The organism is Pseudomonas weihenstephanensis (assembly GCF_001043055.1).
Classification (GTDB): Bacteria; Pseudomonadota; Gammaproteobacteria; order Pseudomonadales; family Pseudomonadaceae; genus Aquipseudomonas; species Aquipseudomonas weihenstephanensis.
The window spans coordinates 60,123-83,804 of record NZ_JYLF01000010.1 but is presented as its reverse complement, the minus strand read 5'-3'; the positions used below and the strand labels follow the sequence as shown (position 1 = coordinate 83,804).

14 protein-coding genes, 1 other RNA gene and 3 pseudogenes are annotated in these 23,682 nt (G+C 56.0%); 17 read left to right on the top strand and 1 reads right to left on the bottom strand.

What is annotated here, in order from left to right; genetic code table 11:
• Positions 1-59: 59 nt before the first annotated feature.
• Positions 60-827, bottom strand: coding sequence for a GntR family transcriptional regulator (locus TU86_RS19595; protein ID WP_048365985.1), 768 nt, complete (start codon positions 825-827; stop codon positions 60-62).
• Between the two features lie 258 nt (positions 828-1,085).
• Here TU86_RS19595 and TU86_RS19590 point away from each other — a divergent pair, with 258 nt between their 5' ends.
• From TU86_RS19590 to TU86_RS19515, 17 genes and pseudogenes are all read left to right on the top strand, one after another.
• Entirely contained in the window at positions 1,086-2,780 is a 1,695-nt protein-coding gene (locus tag TU86_RS19590; RefSeq protein WP_048365984.1) for a lactate permease LctP family transporter, read from the top strand.
• Positions 2,781-2,891: 111 nt separating this feature from the next.
• Complete coding sequence (locus tag TU86_RS19585; protein ID WP_048365983.1) at positions 2,892-3,716, top strand: (Fe-S)-binding protein; 825 nt, start codon at positions 2,892-2,894, stop codon at positions 3,714-3,716.
• Positions 3,713-5,173 carry a LutB/LldF family L-lactate oxidation iron-sulfur protein gene (locus TU86_RS19580; protein WP_048365982.1) on the top strand — a complete coding sequence of 487 codons (1,461 nt, stop codon included), beginning with the start codon at positions 3,713-3,715 and terminating at the stop codon, positions 5,171-5,173. The genes TU86_RS19585 and TU86_RS19580 overlap by 4 nt, the downstream gene beginning before the upstream one ends.
• Complete coding sequence (locus tag TU86_RS19575; RefSeq protein ID WP_048365981.1) at positions 5,170-5,841, top strand: LutC/YkgG family protein; 672 nt, start codon at positions 5,170-5,172, stop codon at positions 5,839-5,841. The genes TU86_RS19580 and TU86_RS19575 overlap by 4 nt, the downstream gene beginning before the upstream one ends.
• Positions 5,838-8,648: an FAD-binding and (Fe-S)-binding domain-containing protein gene (locus TU86_RS19570; protein ID WP_048365980.1), complete on the top strand. Its 2,811-nt coding sequence runs from the start codon at positions 5,838-5,840 to the stop codon at positions 8,646-8,648. Before TU86_RS19575 ends, TU86_RS19570 begins: the two co-directional genes overlap by 4 nt.
• 257 nt (positions 8,649-8,905) lie before the next feature.
• Positions 8,906-9,196, top strand: a complete 291-nt coding sequence (locus tag TU86_RS19565) for a hypothetical protein (RefSeq protein WP_048365979.1) — start codon at positions 8,906-8,908, stop codon at positions 9,194-9,196.
• A gap of 72 nt (positions 9,197-9,268) precedes the next feature.
• Positions 9,269-9,660: a transfer-messenger RNA gene (gene ssrA / locus TU86_RS22670) on the top strand.
• Positions 9,661-9,847: 187 nt separating this feature from the next.
• The gene (locus TU86_RS19560) at positions 9,848-11,104 is read left to right on the top strand and encodes an integrase domain-containing protein (protein ID WP_048365978.1); all 1,257 of its coding nucleotides are present in this window, start codon (positions 9,848-9,850) and stop codon (positions 11,102-11,104) included.
• Between the two features lie 953 nt (positions 11,105-12,057).
• Positions 12,058-13,022: pseudogene (locus tag TU86_RS19555) on the top strand (integrase domain-containing protein).
• Positions 13,019-13,306, top strand: a complete 288-nt coding sequence (locus TU86_RS19550) for a hypothetical protein (RefSeq protein ID WP_048365977.1) — start codon at positions 13,019-13,021, stop codon at positions 13,304-13,306. The pseudogene TU86_RS19555 and the gene TU86_RS19550 overlap by 4 nt, the downstream one beginning before the upstream one ends.
• Positions 13,307-13,519: 213 nt before the next feature.
• A complete protein-coding gene (locus TU86_RS23195; protein WP_048365976.1) occupies positions 13,520-15,337 on the top strand; it encodes a hypothetical protein in 1,818 nt (605 codons plus the stop codon).
• A 43-nt stretch (positions 15,338-15,380) separates the two neighbouring features.
• A pseudogene (locus tag TU86_RS19540) lies at positions 15,381-15,671 on the top strand (transposase); the annotation flags it as partial.
• 165 nt (positions 15,672-15,836) lie between these two features.
• Positions 15,837-18,227, top strand: coding sequence for a type I restriction-modification system subunit M (locus TU86_RS19535; RefSeq protein ID WP_048365975.1), 2,391 nt, complete (start codon positions 15,837-15,839; stop codon positions 18,225-18,227).
• Positions 18,227-19,510: a restriction endonuclease subunit S gene (locus tag TU86_RS19530; RefSeq protein WP_048365974.1), complete on the top strand. Its 1,284-nt coding sequence runs from the start codon at positions 18,227-18,229 to the stop codon at positions 19,508-19,510. Before TU86_RS19535 ends, TU86_RS19530 begins: the two co-directional genes overlap by 1 nt.
• 9 nt (positions 19,511-19,519) lie before the next feature.
• On the top strand, positions 19,520-22,561 hold the full coding sequence (locus TU86_RS19525) for a type I restriction endonuclease subunit R (RefSeq protein ID WP_048365973.1): 3,042 nt from the start codon (positions 19,520-19,522) through the stop codon (positions 22,559-22,561).
• 91 nt (positions 22,562-22,652) lie between these two features.
• Entirely contained in the window at positions 22,653-22,886 is a 234-nt protein-coding gene (locus TU86_RS19520) for a hypothetical protein (protein ID WP_048365972.1), read from the top strand.
• Between the two features lie 267 nt (positions 22,887-23,153).
• A pseudogene (locus tag TU86_RS19515) lies at positions 23,154-23,679 on the top strand (IS5/IS1182 family transposase); the annotation flags it as partial.
• Positions 23,680-23,682 lie beyond the last annotated feature (3 nt).

Here is a 23,682-nt window from a genome sequence, read left to right as displayed (position 1 = left end):
AAGTTCGTGTTCACCGGCTTTACGACGACTCCGTCGCCGGACGCAGCCTTCGGCAGCTATTACAACCCATTACGCCGCTCGGCCCGCGCTGTGCGCTGAACCTCCTGACGCACCTCCTCCAACACTTCCTGCACATACATCAGATGGCGGCTGGCCACTTCCCGCGCATCCTCTGCCCGCCCCTCAATAATCGCCAGGTACAACTCGCGATGCTGACTGATCAACATGTCGCGCGTTTCGCTGCGCTGCTTGTACATCCCGCCAATGTTGGTCACCACGTTGCGCTTTAGCAGGTCAAACAACCCGCGAATGGTGTGCAGCAACACCGCGTTATGACTGGCCTCGGCAATGGCCAAATGGAAGCTTGCATCCGCCTCGCCCTCCTCGGCACGACTGACCTCGTCAACCCGCGCATAACAATCCTGCAAGCGCTCAAATGCAAGGCGCAGCCGATCACGATCCACCTCTGTTGCGCGCAAGGCCGCATAAAACGCACATGACGCCTCCAGCGTATGACGAAATTCAAGCAAGTCGCGTTGCGCTTCAGGGTTACTCTCAAGCAATTGCAGCAACGGATCGCTGAACGTCGATCCAAGTGAAGTCGCCACATAATTGCCGCCACCCTGACGACTGACCAGCAACCCCTTGGCTGATAGTTTTTGAATCGCTTCGCGCAACGACGGGCGCGATACACCGAATCGTTCGGCCAAGGCACGCTCAGCTGGCAAGCGCTCGCCCGACTTCAATGTGCCCTCAAGGATCATGCCCTCAAGCTGCTCGACAATATCGTCAGACAAACGGCGCTGACGAATTTGATCAAACCCCATAACGCTCTCCATCCTCCCGGCCACGTGCCGGGGCCGCCATTCTCGCTGATTAGCGCGCTTCAGACACCTGCCAGAAGCATTAACAAACACCCCATCAGATTCGCCAGTAACGTTTTGTCAGACAAAAGATTTAGGGCGGCAAATTGACACACCCTACATAAGGCTTTTAACCTACCCGACAGCGGCTGTAAATTGGTAATACCAATTATCCAGACGCGACCAGCCGCAACGACCAATAACAATTAGGGGCCACCCCATATGCAAACCTGGCAACAGCTCTATAGTCCGCTCGGCAGCCTCGGCTTGTCCGCACTCGCCGCCGTCATCCCGATCGTGTTCTTCTTTCTGGCCTTGGCCGTGTTCCGTCTCAAAGGACATGTCGCCGGCAGCATCACCCTCGCCCTGTCGATTCTGGTGGCTATTTTTGCCTTCCAGATGCCTGTCGACATGGCTTTTGCAGCAGCGGGCTATGGATTTGCCTACGGCCTCTGGCCAATCGCCTGGATCATCGTGGCCGCGGTGTTCCTCTACAAGCTGACGGTGAAAAGCGGCCAGTTCGAAATTATCCGCAGTTCGGTCTTGTCAATCACTGACGACCAACGCCTACAGGTACTGCTGATCGGTTTTTGCTTCGGCGCCTTCCTGGAAGGTGCAGCCGGATTCGGCGCACCAGTAGCGATTACTGCCGCCCTGCTCGTAGGCTTGGGGTTCAACCCACTGTATGCCGCTGGCCTGTGCCTGATCGCCAACACCGCCCCCGTCGCGTTCGGCGCACTGGGCATCCCGATCATTGTGGCTGGCCAAGTGACAGGCATTGACGCGTTCAAGATCGGCGCCATGGCAGGCCGTCAACTGCCACTGCTGTCGCTGTTCGTGCCGTTCTGGTTGGTGTTCATGATGGACGGCCTGCGCGGCGTGCGTGAAACGTGGCCAGCCGCGCTGGTGGCGGGCCTAAGCTTCGCTGTGACCCAATACTTCACCTCGAACTACATTGGCCCTGAGCTGCCGGACATTACTTCTGCCCTCGCCAGCCTGGTCAGCCTGACGCTGTTTCTGAAAATCTGGCAACCAAAACGCACCGCAGGTGCGCAGATTGCAGGCGTGGCCTCTGATGTTGTCGTGACGGCCAACCCGGGCGGTTTCGGCAAACCAGCCAATCTGCTGGCATCGCCTTACAGCCTGTTGCAGATCCTGAAAGCGTGGTCCCCGTTCCTGATCCTGACGGTTCTGGTCACCATCTGGACGCTTAAACCGTTCAAAGCCCTGTTCTCGGCAGGCGGTTCGATGTACGGCTGGGTGTTCAACTTCGCGATCCCGCACCTCGATCAACTGGTGATCAAAACCGCACCGATCGTCAATGCACCGACTGCGATTGCAGCTGTTTTCAAACTTGATCCGATCTCAGCCACCGGCACCGCTATTTTCTTCTCGGCCTTAATCTCGATGCTGATCCTGAAAATCGACATCAAAACGGGTCTGACCACTTTAAAAGAAACATTCTTCGAACTGCGCTGGCCCATCCTGTCCATCGGTATGGTGCTGGCGTTCGCATTTGTGACTAACTACTCCGGCATGTCTTCGACCATGGCTTTGGTCCTGGCTGGCACGGGCGCTGCGTTTCCGTTCTTCTCGCCTTTCTTGGGCTGGCTGGGCGTATTCCTGACAGGCTCGGACACCTCGTCCAACGCCCTGTTCAGCTCGTTGCAAGCCACCACCGCGCACCAGATTGGCGTCAGCGATACCCTGATGGTGGCCGCCAATACCAGCGGCGGCGTGACCGGCAAAATGATTTCACCCCAATCGATTGCCGTGGCGTGTGCGGCCACCGGCCTGGTGGGTAAAGAATCCGACCTGTTCCGTTTCACCCTGAAACACAGCCTGTTCTTCGCCACCATCGTGGGGTTGATCACGCTGGCGCAAGCCTACTGGTTCACCGGCATGCTGGTGCACTGATACGCGCTATGGTTACAGCACGTTAATGGCGCCGGGGCTGCCCCGGCGTCAGTAATTCACTACCCGGTCCACACCCGTGGACACATAACCGGGACCACCCGGAGACGCCTGATGAGCGAGCTTTTCTACAACGCCGTGCCCAACGCGACCCGTGTCGCCCCGCCCCTCCCTACACCTCGTATTTACCCCACGCAAAAACCACATAAGGTGTACCTGTTCGGCACCTGCGTGGTCGACCTGTTCTTCCCTGAAGCCGGCATGGACGCGATCCACCTGTTAGAGCGCGAAGGCATTGCTGTCGAGTACCCGCAAGGTCAAAGCTGCTGCGGACAACCCGCCTATACCTCGGGTTACACCGATCAGGCGCGCGAAGTCGCACGCGCACAGCTCGCCTTGTTTACCGAGAGCTACCCCGTTGTCGTGCCGTCCGGCTCATGCGCGGGCATGCTGCGCGAACACTATGAAGACCTGTTCAAAGACGAACCTGAGACGTTGAAACACGTTCATGCCTTGGCTGAGCGTACTTTCGAACTCACCGAATTCCTGCTGTACGTGTGCAAGGTTCAATTCAAGGACCACGGCGCCCCGGTCAAGGTGGCGCTGCACACGTCTTGCTCGGCCCGCCGTGAAATGAACACCCACCTGCACGGCCGCGAAATGCTGGCGCAATTAGCGAATGTGGAACGCATCGACCACAGCCACGAAAGTGAATGCTGCGGCTTTGGTGGAACATTCAGCGTGCGCATGCCGGATATTTCCGGTGCAATGGTGGCTGATAAAACCCGCTCCCTGATTGAAACCGGTGCGCATCAAGTACTGACAGCTGACTGCGGCTGCTTGATGAACATCAACGGCTCACTGGAAAAACAGAAACAATCCCTGCGCGGTCAACATCTGGCCAGTTTCCTGTGGCAGCGCACCGGAGGTGAACAATGAGCACCGGCACACTGATTCCGACCGTTGCAGTGGAAGAAGACTTCCGCGAGCGCGCCCATGAAGCCTTGGCTGACAAACAACTGCGCAATAACTTTCGCAGCGCCATGGATTCTCTGATGACCAAACGCGCCGTGGCCTTCAGCGACGCCCACGAGCGCGAGCACCTACGGGCACTGGGCAATGCAATCCGTGCCCGCGCCTTATCTAAACTGCCAGACCTGCTTGAACAGCTCGAAGCCAACCTGACCCGTAACGGCGTGCACGTTCACTGGGCTGAAACTGTCGAGCAAGCCAACGACATCGTGCTCTCGATTGCGCGCCGCCGCGCCGCCAAACAGGTGATCAAAGGCAAGTCGATGGTCAGCGAAGAAATGGAGATGAACCATGTCCTGGGTGCTCAAGGCATTGAATGCCTTGAATCCGACATGGGTGAGTACATTGTTCAATTGGATAACGAAAAACCGTCCCACATCATCATGCCCGCGATCCATAAAAACGCCGGGCAAGTGGCCGACTTGTTTCACGAAAAACTCGGTGTGGACTACACCAAAGACGTCGACCAACTGATCCAGATTGGTCGGCGTGTACTGCGACAAAAATTCTTTGAAGCAGACATCGGCGTCTCAGGCGTCAACTTCGCGGTGGCCGAAACCGGCACCCTGCTACTGGTGGAAAACGAAGGCAACGGGCGCATGTCGACCACCGTCCCACCGGTGCACATTGCCGTCACCGGGATCGAGAAGGTAGTCGAGAACCTGCGTGATGTTGTCCCACTGCTCTCGCTATTGACCCGCTCTGCCCTCGGCCAGCCAATCACGACTTACGTCAACATGATCTCTGGCCCACGTAAGCCCGGCGAGTTAGACGGCCCAGAAGAAGTACATTTAGTGCTGCTGGACAACGGCCGCAGCCAGGCATTTGCCGACAGTGAACTTCGTCAAACCCTCAATTGCATTCGTTGTGGCGCTTGCATGAACCACTGCCCGGTTTACACACGCATTGGCGGTCATGCCTACGGCGAGGTGTACCCCGGCCCTATCGGCGCAATTATCACGCCGCACATGGTGGGGCTGGCCAAGGTGCCGGATCACCCGAGCGCTTCGTCGCTGTGCGGAGCGTGCGGGGAAGTCTGTCCGGTCAAGATCCCGATTCCTGCTCTGTTACGCCGCCTGCGTGAAGAAAACGTCAAAGCGCCCACCACCCAACCCCGCATCATGCGCGGTCAGGGCAGCAAGTATTCACGCAAAGAACGCTTCATCTGGAACGCCTGGGCCAAGCTCAACAGCTCACCCAACCTGTACCGCTTGTTCCTCAAGGCCGCCACTCGCTTGCGCGCATTGACGCCGAGCAAGGTAGGACCTTGGACCCAAAACCACAGCGCCCCTAAACCCGCCGCCCGTTCGTTGCACGACATGGCCCGCGAGCACTTGGCGAAACAGTCGGGAGATCAGTCATGAGCGCTAAGCAAAATATCCTCAACAAACTGCGCAACAGCCTGACGGGCACTACACCCGTGGCTGACAACTTCGACGAACAATTGGTGACCCAGCCCTGGACGTACCCGCTTGAACAGCGCATCCCCCAACTGCGTAAGTTGATGGAAGCCGTGCACACGGAAATCCACCTCAGCACTGAACACGACTGGCCTGCGCTTCTGGCCCAGCTGATTACAGATCGCCAGCTACCGAGTTTGCTGATTGCTCCGTCGACGCCCCACGGGCAGAAAGTTACCGCGCACTGGGCGCAGAACCCGACGCTCGCGACACTCAAAGCCTACGATCGGCCGGTGGAGGAGTGGAAAGACGAGTTGTTCAATGACACGCCCGCCAGCTTGACCACTACGTTGGGCGCGATCGCGGCCACAGGCAGCCTGATCATGTGGCCGACAACCGAAGAGCCGCGCCTGATGAGCCTTGTGCCACCGGTGCATTTCGCCCTGCTGAAAGCCAGCGAAATTCGCGACAACTTCTATCAGGTGCAACGTGAAATGAACTGGTCCGATGGCATGCCGACCAATGCCTTGCTGGTGTCCGGTCCTTCTAAAACCGCTGACATTGAACAAGTCCTGGCTTACGGTGCCCACGGTCCGAAAGACCTGGTGGTGTTAATTCTGGAGGATGCATGAGCCTGCCCGTAGCCTTTGTGCGTGATGCTGAGCGACTGATCCCACCCGATCGTCGCTTCACTGACGCGCTGTCGACGCTGGCCTTTGGCACCGATGCGAGCTTTTATCGCTTGATCCCAAAGCTGATCATCCGCGTCGAGTCCGAAGACGAAGTGGTTGAACTGCTGCACTTGGCGCGCCGCGACCAGGTTTCAGTCACCTTCCGTGCTGCCGGCACCAGTTTGTCCGGCCAAGCCATCAGCGACTCCGTACTGATCGTGCTCGGCGATAACTGGAACGCTAAAGAAATTCGCGGCCAAGGCACTCAAATCCGCCTGCAACCCGGTGTGATTGGTGCACAAGCCAATGCCTGGCTCGCACCATACGGGCGTAAGATCGGTCCCGACCCGGCCTCAATCAACGCCTGCAAAATTGGCGGCATCGTCGCCAATAACGCCAGTGGCATGTGTTGCGGCACCGCGCAAAACACTTATCACACCCTGGCGGGCATGCGCGTAGTGCTGGCCGACGGTACACGTATCGATACCGAAGACGCCGGTAATGTCGCCGACTTTCGCCAAAGCCACGGCCCGTTACTGGAACAACTTGCTACCCTGGCCCGCGAGACCCGCGCCAACACTGATTTGGCTGCGAAAATCCGCCACAAATACCGTCTGAAAAACACCACCGGGTTGTCACTCAACGCCCTGGTGGATTTTGACGACCCGCTGGATATCCTGAGCCACCTACTGGTGGGCAGCGAAGGGACGCTGGGTTTTATCAGCTCGGTGACTTACGACACCGTCATTGATCACCCGAACAAAGCCTCGGCGTTAATCGTGTTCCCGGACGTCGAAACTTGCTGTAACGCCGTGACCGTACTGAAAAGCCAACCCGTGTCTGCCGTTGAACTTCTCGATCGCCGCAGCCTACGCTCAGTACAAGACAAGCCCGGCATGCCTGCTTTCGTACAACAACTGTCGGCCAATGCCTGCGCCCTGCTGATTGAGTCCCGCGCCGCTACGCAGACGTTGTTGCACGAACAATTGGCGCACATCATGGGTTCGCTGTCGGCATTCACTGTCGAGAAACAAGTCGACTTCACCGAAGATCCAGCCGAAAACGCCAAGCTGTGGGCCATTCGCAAAGACACCTTCCCGGCAGTCGGCGCGGTGCGTAAAACCGGCACAACAGTGATCATCGAAGACGTGACCTTCCCTGTCGAACAACTGGCCATCGGCGTCAATCGCCTGATTGAGCTGTTCGACAAACATCACTATGACGAAGCGATCCTGTTCGGCCACGCGCTTGAAGGCAACCTGCACTTTGTTTTCACCCAGGGCTTCAATAGCCCGCAAGAAGTCGCACGGTATCAGGCGTTCATGGATGACGTGGCGCAGTTGGTGGCCGTGGAATTTGGTGGCTCCCTCAAAGCGGAACACGGCACCGGTCGCAACATGGCGCCCTTTGTAGAACTGGAGTGGGGCAGCGACGCGTATCAACTCATGTGGGCACTTAAACGCCTGCTCGACCCGCAAGGCATTCTCAACCCGGACGTGATACTCAGCGAAGACCCGCAAATCCACCTCAAACACTTGAAGCCCCTGCCTGCCGCCGACGAGATTGTGGATAAGTGCATCGAGTGCGGATTTTGTGAGCCGGTGTGTCCGTCCAAAGGACTGACGCTCAGCCCCCGACAGCGAATAGTGATCTGGCGCGACATACAGGCGAAAAAACGCGCAGGCGTGGATACCCGCGAACTGGAAAAAGCCTACGAATACCAAGGCATCGATACCTGCGCCGCGACCGGTTTATGCGCGCAACGTTGCCCGGTAGGGATTAACACGGGTGAACTGGTCAAAAAACTGCGCGCTAGCAAGGCAACTCACCTCAAAACGGCCGACTGGCTGGGCACCCATTTTCCGACCACGCTACAAGGCGCCCGCTTTACCCTGCACGTGGCAAACGGTGCGCGCATGTTACTGGGCGCGCCGCGCCTAACCAAACTGTCGGCGACGCTCACCAAGGCCAGCAAAGGACGAGTCCCGCTGTGGACGAACGCCATGCCGCAACCCGAGCGGGCCATTCGCTTTAGCCCGCCCGTGAAAGATGCACGACCACGAGTGGTGTACCTCGCGGCTTGTGTATCCCGCGTGATGGGGCCCGCGGCAGGCGACAGCGAGCAAATGTCACTGCTGGATAAAACCCGTGGCTTGCTGGAAAAAGCCGGTTACCAAGTGGTCTTCCCGGACAACCTGGACAGCCTATGTTGCGGTCAGCCATTCGCCTCCAAGGGCTACGCCGAACAAGCCGAACACAAACGCCAGGAACTGATTGGCGCCCTACTGCACGCCAGCCGTGGCGGGCTTGACCCGATCTATTGCGACACTAGCCCGTGCACGTTACGCCTGGTTCAAGACCTGGGTGAAACGCGTCTCGACCTGTACGACCCGGTACGTTTCATTCGCACCCACCTTGTGGATAAGTTGCGCTTCACCCCGCAACAAGCTCCGATCGCCGTCCACGTTACGTGCAGCACGCAACACTTGGGCGAGAGTCAGGCACTGATCGACATCGCACGATTGTGCAGCACCGAAGTCGTGATCCCGGAAGGCATTCAATGTTGCGGTTTCGCGGGCGACAAAGGGTTCACCACGCCAGAGCTGAACGGCCATTCGCTGCGCAGCTTAAAAGACGCCGTGCAGCATTGCAGCGAAGGGATTTCCACCAGTCGCACGTGCGAGATTGGCCTGACGCAACATGGCGGCATTGACTACCACGGCTTGGTGTATTTGGTCGACCGCGTGACGGCGGCCAAATCGCTGTAACGCTACGTAGTCGGTATGTCGCTGCCAAAGGCTGCGCGCTTCTCAAATGAAAAGCCCACAGCCTGCGGCAACGACTACGCCAGACAATGCAGGTTCTGCGCACCTTTTTTGAGCATAAAAAAACTAATCCAATGATGGCCAAATAAAAGCAGAACCCTTGAGCGCAGCTATAGTCAATTGGCTTAAGGCCCCACTGCTTGGGGTATAAAACCGAGCCCGCACACACCGGGCCTCATCTGTGCACAAGGAGTTTACCCATGAAGCGTACCGCTCTTGCTGGCCTGTTTATCACTGCTGCAATGTTGGCTTCTCCCGTATTTGCGGCCGAACCGGCTAAAGATGATCTGTGCTCCATCAACCTGCAAAAGATCAACGATGCGATGGCAACGTCTGGCCAAACCAGCGAAAACACCAATGACAACCTCAAAGCCGCTCATGACAAAGCCGTGGCTGCAAAAGAGAGCGGCAACGACAAAGAATGCATTTCTATCACCACCCAAGAGTTGCAGCGCATTCAAAACATCAACAAGGGTGGTGAAGGCAAATAAGCCTTGAGGTTGGCCTTCTGCGCAGGATTGGCGTAGACTGCGCTGGCTTGCTGGTTACACACAGCAGGCATCGGGGCCGTTTAGGATTCGACGCCGGTTGCGAAACTCTAGGTGCATGCCGAGTTGGTAACAGAACTCGTAAATCCACTGTTGCAACTTTCTATAGTTGCCAATGACGAAACCTACGAGGGTCAAGCTCTCGCAGCGTAAGCTGCCTTAGCCATCCTCCTGGTACCTTCGGGTCCAGCAATCACTAGGGGATGCCTGTAAACCTGAAGTGATTGTCATATAGAACAGGATCGCCGTGCAGTACGTTGTGGACGAAGCGGCTAAAACTTACACAACTCGCCCAAAGCACCCTGCCCTTCGGGTCGCTGAGGGTTAACTTAATAGAAACGGCTAAGCATGTAGTACCGACAGCGGAGTACTGGCGGACGGGGGTTCAAATCCCCCCGGCTCCACCAAATGATCAAAAAAAGACGTCCACGGACGTCTTTTTTTGTGCCTGCGATCCAGTAAATACGCGGCCTCCAGCGCTTTTGCGGTCTTTTGAAAGTTTTTGAGTTCCAGCCATTCGGGTATTCCAGACGGTATTCCACCTCATCCGGTGCTAATCTTTGGAATACCGAATCAGTGCCTGAGGAGAATCTCATGCCTGCTCAAAACCTCCGTCTTTCCGATCGACAGCTCAAGGGAGTCAAACCCGCGTCTAAGGATTACGTCCTCACGGACGGTGACGGTTTGCAGCTCCGCGTACGCAGCAACGGCTCGTTACTGTGGAATTTCAACTACCGCGAACCGGTGACCAAAAAGCGCATAAACATCGGCTTCGGGACCTACCCCGAACTGTCACTGGCGAATGCACGAAAGAAGGCAGTCGAGGCCCGCGAACTGCTGGCCCAGGGCATCGATCCGAAGGTGCAACGCGATACGTTGAATGAAGCCAAGCGCGCGGAAACGGAACACACCTTCGAGAACGTGGCCACCGCCTGGTTCGAGCTCAAGAAAGACTCTGTCACCCCGGCCTACGCCGAGGACATCTGGCGGTCGCTCACGCTGCACGTGTTCCCAGATTTGAAGACGACTCCACTCGCGAAAATCACTGCGCCGATGGTGATCGGATTGCTTCGCCCAATCGAAGCGAAAGGCAGCCTGGAGACGGTCAAACGTCTTAGCCAGCGGCTAAACGAGATCATGACCTACGGCGTAAACTCCGGCCTGATCTTCGCCAACCCGCTCAGCGGCATCAGGGCAGTATTCAAGAAGCCCAAGAAAGAGAACATGGCTGCGCTTCCGCCCGAAGAGCTCCCCGAGCTCATGCTGGAAATCGCAAATGCCAGCATCAAGCGCACGACCCGTTGCCTCATCGAATGGCAGTTGCACACGATGACTCGGCCCGCCGAGGCGGCGACTACTCGCTGGGCAGACATCGACTTTGAAAGGCGTGTCTGGACTATCCCACCGGAACGGATGAAGAAGCGTCGCCCACACAGCATCCCATTGAGTGATCACGCTGTCGCACTGCTGGAGTCACTGAAGACTCACAGCGGCCATCGCGAATACGTATTCCCGGCAGACAGAAATCCGCGCACCCACGCCAATAGCCAGACCGCCAACATGGCGTTGAAACGCATGGGGTTCCAGGATCGCTTGGTCAGTCACGGCATGCGCTCGATGGCCAGCACCGTCTTGAATGAGCATGGTTGGGACCCGGAACTCATTGAGGTCGCACTGGCGCATGTCGACAAGGATGAGGTGCGTAGCGCTTACAATCGAGCCGACTACATCGAGCGTCGGCGTCCGATGATGGCTTGGTGGAGTGAGTACATCCAGAAAGCTGCCACCGGTAGCCTGCTCGCCTCAGCATACGGCCAAGTCAGAGACAAGAACGTGGTGCCGATCCGCTAGCGCTATACAGTTGCACCTATGCCAGCGACAACAACTGTGCACTCAACATTCGGGGCAAGCAGCCTCGCTTATCCGCTTCTAAGCGCGGGTCCATCCAAACAGGGCTGCAAAGCCGCCCTGTTTGGATGGACCTTACTTTGAAGAGCTAAAATCGACCACGTTGTCCAGGATTTACCACGGAATTCCACCGGTGGATAACCGTTCTTCAAGTCCAAAGTGACGCTGAATTTCGAACCTTGACCGGGTTTATCCACAGGCGTAGAACTGGCCGTGCAAGCGCTGTCGATGACAGCAACCCCGGTGGCCCGAACCTTGAAGGTCACGCCGCTTTCGCGGTGGTTCAGCCCAAAAGGCGATTCGCGTCCGGCAGCTCGCCCGGTCACCTCCCCGGTGATGGATGCCTACTTCAGATCATTGCCCTCGTGCGCCAGACGACACTTCCTAATTCGCTGCCCTGCAGCAACCTATCCGCTTGGCCATTTCATTGCGCCAACCTGCGCCCGTCTCTTTCTTCCGGAAAGAGACGGGCGCTCCTACTGCTGCTGCAGCCCACCTCGTACAAGGCTTTGCGGCATTTCCCCTCGTGACAATCGGCGTGACAAACACCGAAGTCACCAGCAACAGCGATGCAGATGATGGTGCCGCAGCCCACGGAATGGACTGCATCTGACTGACAGTCAGGCATGCCCCGGTCATCGCAGTGCTGCTTTTACCCGGCTCAGGATCTCGCGGCGCTGGTGTCGTCAGCCAGTGCAGCCTCCACCCGCCCACCGGTATCGGTGCTCAGGAGGCCAGATCATGAGATGCCCTCGCTCCCGGCCGTAAGGAGCCGCCAGTCCTGCGTCAGTGGACACCCTCACAGGTCGCAGGGGCCTTGATCCCTGATAACACTCAACATTCTTGGCGGGATGACGTGGGGCGAGGATTGGAGAACGGAAGATGAGGTGACTGACATGGCATTGGTGGGTAGACGCGATGGCCGCAATTTCGGCTACGGCAGGCAATTGAGCTACGCAGGGCCGCAGGCATTGAAAGACATGTTCGGCGGTGGCCACTACGGCACGGTCAAGGCGCATTCTGATCGGTGGCAGGCATTTGTGAAGTGGTGCCGATCCGAACAGGGGCCCGGTATCAATGATGCGCGGCAGGTTGATCGGAAGGTATTGGCCAACTATGCGGCGTATCTCCATGACCTGGTTGGGCGCGGTGGCCTCGCCACCAGCACTGCGCAAAATCGGCTATCCAGCGTTAACAGGACCATGGCGGCGCTTCGCGGTGATCAGTGCGTGAAATTGCGTTGGGTATGCAGCGCACCGGGGTTCGACACTCGGTGCCGCAGGGCCAGGACCACGAACAGGTTAAGCGGATCGTCGATGCGCTTTGCAGCCATCATCAGTTACGGGCCGCCGCGATCGTTCTGTTGGCACGAGCCACTGGCATGCGTTTGCGTGAGGCTATCTTGGCTGACCTGCCACGGCTGAGCCGTGAGGCTAACGGCCAAGGCAGGATTAACATTCAGGATGGCACCAAAGGCGGCCGCGCCGGCGCCTCGGCACCCCGTTGGATTACGGTGAATGACCATATTCTTGGTGCGCTTAGGTTTGCACGGCAGGTGTCGCCTGTGGGTAGCAGCAACCTGATTGCGCCACACGAAAGCTACCTGAACCTTGTACAAAAAATCATCCGCCCTGCGCGGGCCATCCTGCATGCGCACAACCTCAAAGGCTTCCATGAGCTACGCGCGGCCTACGCATGTGAGCGTTATGAGCAAATTACCCAACATCGCGCGCCTATCAATGGCGGCCAATGTTGCCAGGTAGATAGGCACCTTGCTCGCGAGGCCCGGAGGCAAATCAGCTATGAGCTGGGACACGGTCGCATTGACGTAGTTGCCGCGTACATTGGAGGTCGGTCATGAGTAAGCCATTCGATATGGAGCTGTTTTTGGCTGGCGTGCTGACCGGCTCGCACGCAACCCGGCAACGCCATGTGCGACAGGCGAAAATCATCCAGACTGAAATTGCAGAGCGCTGGCAGCGAAAAACGCCTTGGGCTTGGCAGAGAAAGCATGTGGCTTGGTTCCTTGAACATCGCCTAGATCGACGCAGCGACGCGACGCGGTATTACTATTTGCTGACCGTGCGGCTGATCGTTCATCGTTTAGAAAAATCATGGACTTTGCCCCCCAGAGAGAGGATCTGATTTTGATAGTCACGACCGACTGCAGACAATCTAAACCGGTCAGTCATTACAGGAAGTAATCCGCCATTCGCAGTCCTTCATGTCAGACTATGATTGCTCGCAAGCAGCCATGCTCTATTAAAGCGTATCCATCTATACAGCCTTAGTGGCATTGGGCTACCCTCATCGAGTTGATGGACTCCACGTTTTACCCCTTGCCGTAGGGAAACGGACATGATCGATGAGCTTCAAGCCAGCAAATCCTGCTACTTCTATCGCCGAAAAGCTCCGATCACAATGGGCGCAATCACGGCGTTGTTCCGGGCGATCAGATGTGCTCACACATCTCCCTCGAACAACCTATTCTCTTTCATACGGCAGGCCCACGGGGCATCAATCTGGTCTGCTCTATGCTTTCAATTCGACAAGACACCAGCTTTCCTACCTGACGCTGACGACGTGATCGACCGAGTAACCGGATATTTGCTGATCGTCGAGCACCGTGATTACGTCGCCATTTTCAAATCCCAGATTGACGTCCCCGCAGATTTCACCAAGCGGCACCTGCAGCGCATCAGCTCCCAAGATGTTGACCGTGGACTCACTAGCAAGGATTCAGTATTTGCCCGGGTTCGGCTGCGCCATATGACGTTGTCCCGCTTTGCATTGCGCAGCAAGACACTTGAGGGTGAGAACCTCCAGAACAACGTGGGCATGGCCTCCTCGGCTCGATTTGCACCGCTAGGTTACAGCTTCACAGAGGCGGACGAGCACTTCTCAACAACACCGCGAACCGGCCGGATTTCACTTCGAGCGGATCGTGCTGGCTACCTGGAACTGGTGGACTATGCCTGTAGTATCATTGACCGCCTGCACCCTCGACCTGGAAGGCCATCGTCCTCCCCTTTTCTGGCAGCTTTTGCGCGACCGCTGGAGCTATCTGATCTGACGGCTAGCCCTACCCAATTTGCGGTTGATACCGCCATCCTCGGACAGGCCATCTTTGACGACAAAGTTGTTCGTTTGGTCAAGCGGGACGGAGGTGGCTATCGAGAGCTGCCAAAGGTAGAAGTCGATCCGATACTCGCAGAGCTGACAGACGTCTTGGTAGTTGCCAAAAACGCCGCCGGCAAACTGCTCTTGTCCCAGCTTGCAATAGGCGTCGAAGTGGGCGAACTCGCGATCAACAAAACGCGAATCGCCTTGAAACGCTTCACGCTACCTCTGCTCGCCGATGTCTATGTCGAGGACACACAGTTCGCTCTAGGAGCAGACGAAGGTCGCGTTCTGCTTAAGCAGTTCATCGACAAAGAAGACACGTACATTGTCCTGTTCGACCAGCCTCGCTTTGCCTATCTGGACGGCAACCTTTACCAGGACGACTCCTTGGTGAACGGTGGCAATCAGTTCCTGGGCTACCTCTTCGGCAATGCAGAGCTGGCTACTGTCACGGACGAGAAAGGTGCCTTTACCGCTGTCCATCATACGTTCGATCTTGACTCCACGTTCGGCGCAGTTCTATCGACGGTCGCGCCCGAAGACGATGTTATCGTCTGCGATGATCTTGGTGACGAATGGGCTGATTTCATTGGCTTCCGAACGGATCCAGCCTCTCCAAGAATCACCTTCTACCATGCCAAGCACGGGGAGTTGACTCTCGGCGCGAGCGCGTTCCACGTTTCTGTCAGCCAAGCTATCAAAAACCTGGGCAATCTCAATTTGCCCGTCCCGGCCATGACCAAGAAATTCGCTCGATGGAATCGGCTTTATACCAACAACAGGGTAAAAACAGGCATTCATCGCACATGCCGAGGCACAACCGCAGATTCTCGAACTGCAGTGGAGTTTTGCAGGAATGCCCCTCACACCTTCAAACGGGTGGCCATCGTTACCTCATCCCTGAGCAAGGGCGCGGTTGAGAAAGCGTTTCAGGACATCGCAGCGGGCCACACTGCAAGCCCCTACTTCGTCCAGCTCTATTGGTTATTGTCGTCTTTCTTTGCTGCCTGTACGGAGGTTGGAGCTTTCGGCTGCGTGATATGTCAGGAATGACGGTGTGACTGTTGCCGCTGACCGAAAACTGACCCAGTAAAGGCTGGTTGCCGACAAGGGCTATAACACAGAGGCATTTCGTCAGCACTCTGACCGTTATCGAATGCGGCCAGTCAACCCGCTGCGCAAGCTGATACGTAAGCCAAAGCCCGCTGCACCCCGCCGGCTCAACAAGCCCCAATACACGAGACGAGACATCATTGAGCGGATGTTCGGCTGGCTGAAAGACAACCACCTGATTGGTGACCGATACGACAACCTCGCGGACAGCTTTTCTGCGATGGTCTCGCTGGACTGTTCGCTGCGGTGTTTACGACAGCTGGTTTCGTACAGAGTCCAAACCTCACCGGATGTTCGTATTCATAAGTCTCCTTCAATGGATTTGACAGGTAAAAACACCACGGTGGCCGAGTCTGTAACGCTCATGGATAATGGCGGGTTTCAGGCCGTTCAGCTACACGTAGCGCCCCTTTGACACCAGGACAATAGCCCCTTCCCCATGAACCATTACGCACATACCAAACTTGTCTCATTCATTTGGTCTATCGCGGATGACTGCCTTCGCGACGTTTACGTCCGGGGCAAATACCGTGACGTCATCCTGCCGATGGTTGTTCTGCGTCGCCTCGATACTCTCCTCGAGCCCACCAAGGCCGAAGTCCTGGAGGAGGTCCGCTTTCAGAAAGGCGAAATGAAGGCGACTGAGCTGGACGATGCACCGCTAAAGGCGGCCTCTGGCTACGTATTCTTCAACACAAGCAAATGGACACTGAAGCTGCTGCATGCAACCGCCACTAACAACCAACAGATACTGCTGGCCAACGTGGAAGACTATTTGAACGGGTTCAGCGACAACGTCAAAGAGATCATCTCGCGCTTCAAGCTGCTGGAACAGATGCGGCACATGGCTAACAAGCAGGTCCTGCTGGATGTGCTGGAAAAGTTCATCTCGCCTTACATCAACCTCACGCCGCACCAGGTCGAAGACCCGGACGGCAACACTCTCCCAGCCCTCAGCAACCTCGGCATGGGCTATGTCTTTGAAGAACTGATTCGCAAGTTCAACGAAGAAAACAACGAAGAGGCTGGCGAGCATTTTACCCCGCGCGAGGTGATCCACCTCATGACGCACCTCATCTTCGACCCGATCAAGGACCGCTTGCCCCCCGTCATGACCATCTATGACCCCGCATGCGGCAGCGGCGGCATGCTGACGGAATCTCAGAACTACGTCATCGATCCCGAAGGTCAGATCAAGGCCATCGGCGACGTCTACCTATACGGCAAGGAAATCAACGACGAGACCTATGCCATCTGCAAATCCGACATGATGATAAAGGGCAACAACCCCGAGAACATCAAGGTCGGTTCCACCTTGTCTACCGACGAATTCGCCGCCCATCGCTTTGATTTCATGCTGTCCAACCCGCCCTACGGCAAAAGTTGGAACAGCGAGCTGAAATACATTAAGGACGGAAAGGACATCATCGACCCCCGTTTCAAGGTGCCGCTGGCCGATTACTGGGGCAACGTCGAGGTCCAAGATGCCACCCCCCGCTCCAGCGACGGCCAGTTGCTGTTCCTGATGGAAATGGTGGGCAAGATGAAATCCACCAAGGACAGCGCCATCGGCTCGCGCATCGCATCGGTCCACAACGGCTCCAGCCTGTTCACCGGCGACGCAGGCAGCGGCGAATCAAACATCCGCCGCTATATCATCGAAAACGACCTGCTCGACACCATCATCCAACTGCCGAACAACCTGTTCTACAATACCGGCATCACCACCTATATCTGGCTGCTGACCAATGCCAAGCCCGCCGACCGTCGGGGCCGCGTGCAGCTGATCGACGCCAATCTGATGTTCCGCAAACTGCGTAAGAACCTTGGCGACAAGAACTGTGAGTTCGCCCCCGAACATATCGACGAGATCATCACCGCCTACCTCAATTTCCAACCCATAGAACGGCAGGTCGACGCCAATAACGACCCCTTCGGCATCGCGGTGCAGATCTTTGACAATATCGATTTCGGCTATCACAAGGTCACCATCGAACGTCCCGATCGCCGCCGCGCCCAGTTCAGTGTCGAACGGCTGGAGGTTCTGCGCTTTGACAAATCCTTGCGCGAACCGATGGAACAGCTTTGGGCAGAACATGGCGTCAAGGTATACGAGCCTGGCTTCCTCAAAGGCCAGGCTAAGGCGATCCAGGCCTGGTGCGAGGAGCGTGAGATTATTCTGAACACCAAACAGCGCGCTAAGTTGGTCGATACCGCGTCATGGGGGGCCCAGCGCGATCTGATCGACGTGGGGTTGCAACTGATGCAGGCGATGGGCACCGAGGAGTCCGCCGATTTCAACGCCTTCAGCGAGCAGGTCGTCAAGGTGTTGAAGACCCGCAAAATCAAGCTATCGGCGACCCAAAAAAACGCCATCCTGAACGCGGTCAGCTGGTATGCCGAAGACGCAGCCAAGGTCATCGACAAATCCCTGCGTTTTACGGCGGCCGAGCTTGCATCGGTGGCTACGCGTCTGGGCTGCGACGTGGCTGATCTGGGCGATTTCGGCTTGTATAAGCAGCCCGACGGCAGCTATCTGAGCTACGCCAGCAGCAGCGATTTGCGCGATAACGAGTCTGTGCCGCTGAAAGACAGCATCCACCGCTATTTCCTCGCCGAAGTGAAGCCGCATATAGACGAAGCATGGATCAACCGGGATGGCTTCAAGATCGGGTATGAGATCAGCTTCAACAAATACTTCTATCGACACAAACCCCTACGCAGCCTTGCGGAAGTGACACAGGATATTCTGGCGCTGGAGCAAATGGCCGATGGCCTGATCGCCGATATCCTTGGGTTGAAGACGGCGGATTTGGCGGGAGCGGTGTGATGGGGATGGCAGCCTATCCGGCTTATGACAACTACAAGGACAGCTGTGTTGAGTGGATCGGCGTTATTCCCGATCACTGGGAGGTGCGCAGAAGCAAGTTCCTCTTCTCACAAAGCAAGGAGCTTGCTCGAAGCAATGACATTCAACTATCAGCGACACAATCGCATGGAGTTATTCCACAAGCCGATTATCAAGACATGGTTGGCCGCAGGGTCACACAAATACAGACCAACCTAGAAAAGCGTAAGCACGTTGAAATAGACGACTTCGTAATCAGTATGCGGAGTTTTCAGGGGGGGATAGAACGCGCCAAGGCGGCTGGGTGTATTCGCTCCTCCTATATCATACTGAAGCCTGGCCCAAAAATTCACCCTGCATTCTATGCCTATGTATTGAAGGCCCCTAGATACATTCAGGCGCTACAGATTACAGGTCATTTCATCCGAGACGGGCAAGATTTAAATTTTGAAAATTTCTCTGCAGTTGATCTTTTCGTAATTCCCGTACTCGAACAACGCGCCATCGCGGCGTTTTTGGATGAAAAATGCGCGCGGGTAGATGAGGCGGTGCGGATAAAGGAACAGCAGATCGCTCTGTTGCGCGAGCGGCGGCAGATCCTGATCCAACACGCCGTCACCCGCGGCCTGGAGCCCGATGTCCCGATGAAAGACAGCGGCATTGACTGGATCGGCAAAATCCCCGCGCATTGGGCGGTGCAGCGCAACAAACACATGTTTGTCGAAATCAATGAAAGATCGGCAAAGGGTACAGAACAGCACCTTTCGATGAGTCAGAAACTCGGTCTCGTTCCTGCCAATCTCGTTGAAAAGTCGTTGGTTTCTGAAAGCTACGAGGGCGCAAAACTTGTTCGGGTAGGCGACCTCGTACTGAATCGTCTGAAAGCTCACCTCGCTGTTTTTTCCATTGCGCCTATGGAGGGCTTAGTTAGCCCAGATTACTCAGTGTTTCGACCCTTTGTAGATGGTGCATCGAGTCAATACTATGAAGCGCTGTTTAAGACATCGAAATACCTCGGTGAGCTCAGGTTGCGCGTTCGCGGTATCGTGGAAGGCTTTTACCGGCTTTACACTGACAGCTTCATGGATATTCCGTTGCTCATTCCTCCCAGAGTAGAACAGGACGAAATTGTTGCGCACCTAGACCAGCTTGCATCCAGATTCGAAGCTGCCATTTCAATCAAGCAAGACCAGATCTCCGCACTTAAGGAATACAAAACCAGCCTGATCAATGCCGCGATCACAGGCAAAATCAAGGTCATTTAGGGAATCAGCATGGTTAGCAATACTAAGGAAGTAGCACTGGAGCAGGCCATTCAGACACATCTGACCGGTCACACCAGCGAAGAACTCGGCGGCAGCCCCGCGCCAGTCGGCAGCGGCCCTTACCGCATCGGCCATCCCGCCGATTTCAACGCCCAGTTCGCGCTGGATACCGCGATTTTCTGGCAGTTCCTTGAAACCACCCAAGGAAAGGAGCTGACCAAGCTGCGTGACCGCAACCCCACCGATTGGCAGGCCAAGATCCTTGAGCGCTTTGATCGGATGATCAAAAAGCACGGCCTGCTGCATATGCTGAAAAAGGGTCTGCCGATCGATGATGCATTCTTCTCGCTGATGTATCCCTCCCCGCTGGCCAGCTCTGCCGCCCGCGTCCACGAAAACTTCGCCGCCAATATTTGGAGCATCACTCGCCAGGTTCGCTATTCGCAGAGCAACCTGCTGGAAGAGATCGACATGGTGCTGTTCCTGAACGGCATGCCCCTTATCACGGTCGAGTTAAAGAACGCTTGGACCGGTCAAACCGCCCGCTTTCACGGCCAGAAGCAGTACCGCGAAAAGCGTGACGCCACCCAGTCTCTGCTGCAATTTGGCCGCGCGCTGGTGCATATGGCGGTGGACACCGACGAGGTGTTCATGGCGACCAAACTGGCCGGACCCTCTACATTCTTCTTGCCCTTCAACAAGGGCCACAACAACGGCGAGGGAAACCCGCCAAACCCCAACGGCCACAAGACCGCCTATCTGTGGGAAGAAGTGTTTGCGCCGACCAGCCTTGCAGGCATCATCCAGCATTTCGTTCTGCTGGAGGGCAAAGTGACTGAGCCGCTGGCGAAGAAATCGCTGATATTTCCACGCTATCAGCAGTTGGACGTAGTGCGGCGCCTGCTGGACCATGCGTCCACCAATGGTATCGGCCACAGCTATCTGATCCAACACTCGGCGGGGTCAGGCAAATCGAATTCGATCACCTGGGCCGCCTATCAGTTGATCGAAGCGTACCCCAAAAGCGCAGATCTGCCTGGCGCCAAGGGTCTGGACCAGCCCTTGTTTGACTCGGTCATTGTGGTGACGGACCGGCGCTTGCTCGACAAGCAACTGCGCGACAACATCAAGGATTTCTCCGAGGTCAAGAACATCGTCGCCCCAGCACTGAGGTCGGCCGACTTGAAATCAGCGTTGGAGAACGGCAAGAAAATCATCATCACAACTATCCAGAAGTTCCCCTTCATCATCGACGGTATATCGGACCTAAGCGACAAACGTTTCGCCGTGATCATCGACGAAGCGCATAGCGGACAAAGCGGCCAAGCACATGACAACATGAACCGCGCGATGGGCGCGGGCGATGTGGACTCGGACGAGGATGACTCGCAGGACCGCATCTTGGCGGCGATGCAGTCGCGCAAGATGCGCGGTAATGCCTCCTATCTGGCCTTTACCGCGACACCCAAGGCCACCACGCTCGAGAAATTTGGTGAACAACAGTCCGACGGCAGTTTCAAGCCGTTCCATCTTTACAGCATGAAGCAGGCGATCGAAGAAGGGTTCATCCTCAACGTACTGGCCAACTACACAACTTATAAAAGCTATTACGAAATCCAGAAGTCGGTTGAGGAAAACCCGCTTTTCGACACCGCGAAGGCCCAAAAGAAACTGCGCGCCTATGTCGAGCGCAGCCAGCAAACGATCAACACCAAGGCCGAGATCATGCTGGACCATTTCATTGCTCAGGTCGTGAATGCCAAGAAGCTTCGCGGCAAGGCGAAGGGGATGATCATTACCCAAAACATCGAAGCCGCGGTCCGCTATTACAAGGCGGTAACCAAACTGCTCGATGCCCAAGGAACCCCATTCAAGGCGCTGATCGCTTTTTCGGGAGAGAAAATCGTCGATGGGCTTAAGTACACCGAAGCCGAGATGAACGGCTTTCCCGAAAGCGAGACGCGGGAAAAGTTCGACACTGACGACTATCGCCTGCTGATCGTCGCCAACAAGTACCTGACCGGATTCGACCAACCCAAACTGACCGCCATGTATGTGGACAAGAAGCTGCAGTTTGTCTTGGCCGTTCAGGCGCTGTCCCGACTGAACCGTTCGGCCCCTAAACTTGGCAAGCGTACGGAAGATCTGTTTATCCTCGACTTCTTCAATAGCGTCGATGACATCAAGACGGCCTTCGATCCCTTCTACACCGTGACAACGCTATCCGAGGTGACCGACGTCAACGTGTTGCACGAGCTGAAGGACGCATTGGACCAAGCTGGAGTATACGAGTGGCAGGAGGTCGAAGACTTCGTCACACGTTATTTTGCCGGTGAAGATGCCCAGGCTCTCAGCCCGATCATCGATCTCGCAGCCAATCGCTTCAACGCTGAGTTGGAGTTGCTCGACCCCGAGAAAATCGATTTCAAGATCAAGGCCAAGCAGTTCGTGAAGATCTATGGTCAGATGGCATCGATCATCCCGTTTGAAGTGCTGGCGTGGGAAAAGCTGTTCTGGATGCTGAAGTTTCTGATCCCCAAGCTCAAGATCAAAGATCCCAATCAGGATATGCTGGATGAACTGCTTGAGGCAGTTGACCTGTCATCGTACGGCTTGGAGCGCACCAAGTTGAACCACGAAATCGGCCTCGACGATTCCGACACAGAACTGACGCCGCAAAACCCGAACCCGCGCGGCAACCGCGACGGCGATCCAGAAACTGATCCGTTGGATGAAATCATTCGCAGCTTCAACGAGCGTTGGTTTCAGGGCTGGAGCGCGACTCCGGAGGAGCAACGCGTCAAGTTCGTCAACATCGTCAACAGCATCCGCGCACACCCCGACTACTCGGCCAAATACGAGGACAATGCTGACCCATACAATCGTGGCCTCGCATTGGAAAAGATGCTCCAGGACGTAATGCTGAAAAGGCGGAAGGACGAGCTGGAGCTCTATAAGCTGTTTGCTTCTGATCCAGCGTTCAAAGCGGCATGGAGCCAGAACATCGAACAGGTGCTCAAAAAGAACTTGGACAATCAGGCAAGCGCATAAAGCGAAAGAACTGGGCAGTCTACCGGCTGCGCAAGCGCGGAGAACATCAGGTACGGTTAAGCTCGACCCAGCCAACGCGGTAGGCAGAGGCATGGCCCATGATTCGGAGAAGACGCGGGTGTCGGAGATCATCAAGGCGCTGAGCGACAGCTTCGTTGCTGAGGGTGAGCGGTTCTTTACCGACATCGCTAATCACATCAGCCGGCAAGAGGATGTGCTGGCTCATGGTCACGAAGCGTGCTGGTCAGATCGAATGCAAACGGGAGGTCAAGTGGAGTGCAGTATTCCAATGGGTATTCCAACAAAAAATAAAACCCGATATTAATCTTATAAATCAATACATTACTGAACGTATTCAAATTACCCCGGCCCACCACTTCAACATCTAAAGACGTCCACGGACGTCTTTTTTTGTGCCTGAAATCGAGCAAAATCAAGGCTTTAGGGTCTACTGGCATCCATAGACGTCCCGCACGATCTACGACATCGGGTATTCCAAGCCCTTCAGTAGTAATTGTTGGAACACCTAATGTGCGCCCAAGCCACTTGCCTCTCTGATCGCCAGCTCAAAGCGGTAAAGCCGACGTTTGGACAACGCAACGTCGAACTGATGTGGTTGACAGGGCGTTTAATGCCCGATTTCAAGACCATCGCCAACTTCCGAAAAGACAACAGAAGTGTCTGCCGCCAGTTCGTTGTGCTGCGTCAGCAGTTGGGACTGTTCGGAGAACATCTGGTCGCCATCGATGGCAGCACATTCAAATCAGTCAACACCGCGACCGCAATTTCACCAGCGCCAATTTGAAGCGGCGAATGGAAGAAATTGAATCGAGTATCAACCGTTACCTGACTGCACTCGATGCTGCTGATCGGCAAGAGCCAACAACTTCCGAGCCCAGCGCCGTGCGGCTGGAAGAGAAAATCGCCAAGCTTAAAACTCAAATGAAAGAGCTTCAGGCGATCGAAATTCAGCTCAATGGATCACCGGATAAACAGGTCTCACTGACCGATCCAGACAGCCGATCCATGATGACGCGCGGCACGGGAATTGTTGGTTACAACGGCAGACTGCGGTCGATACCCAGCACCATTTGATCGTTGCGCACGAAGCGGCAAACAAC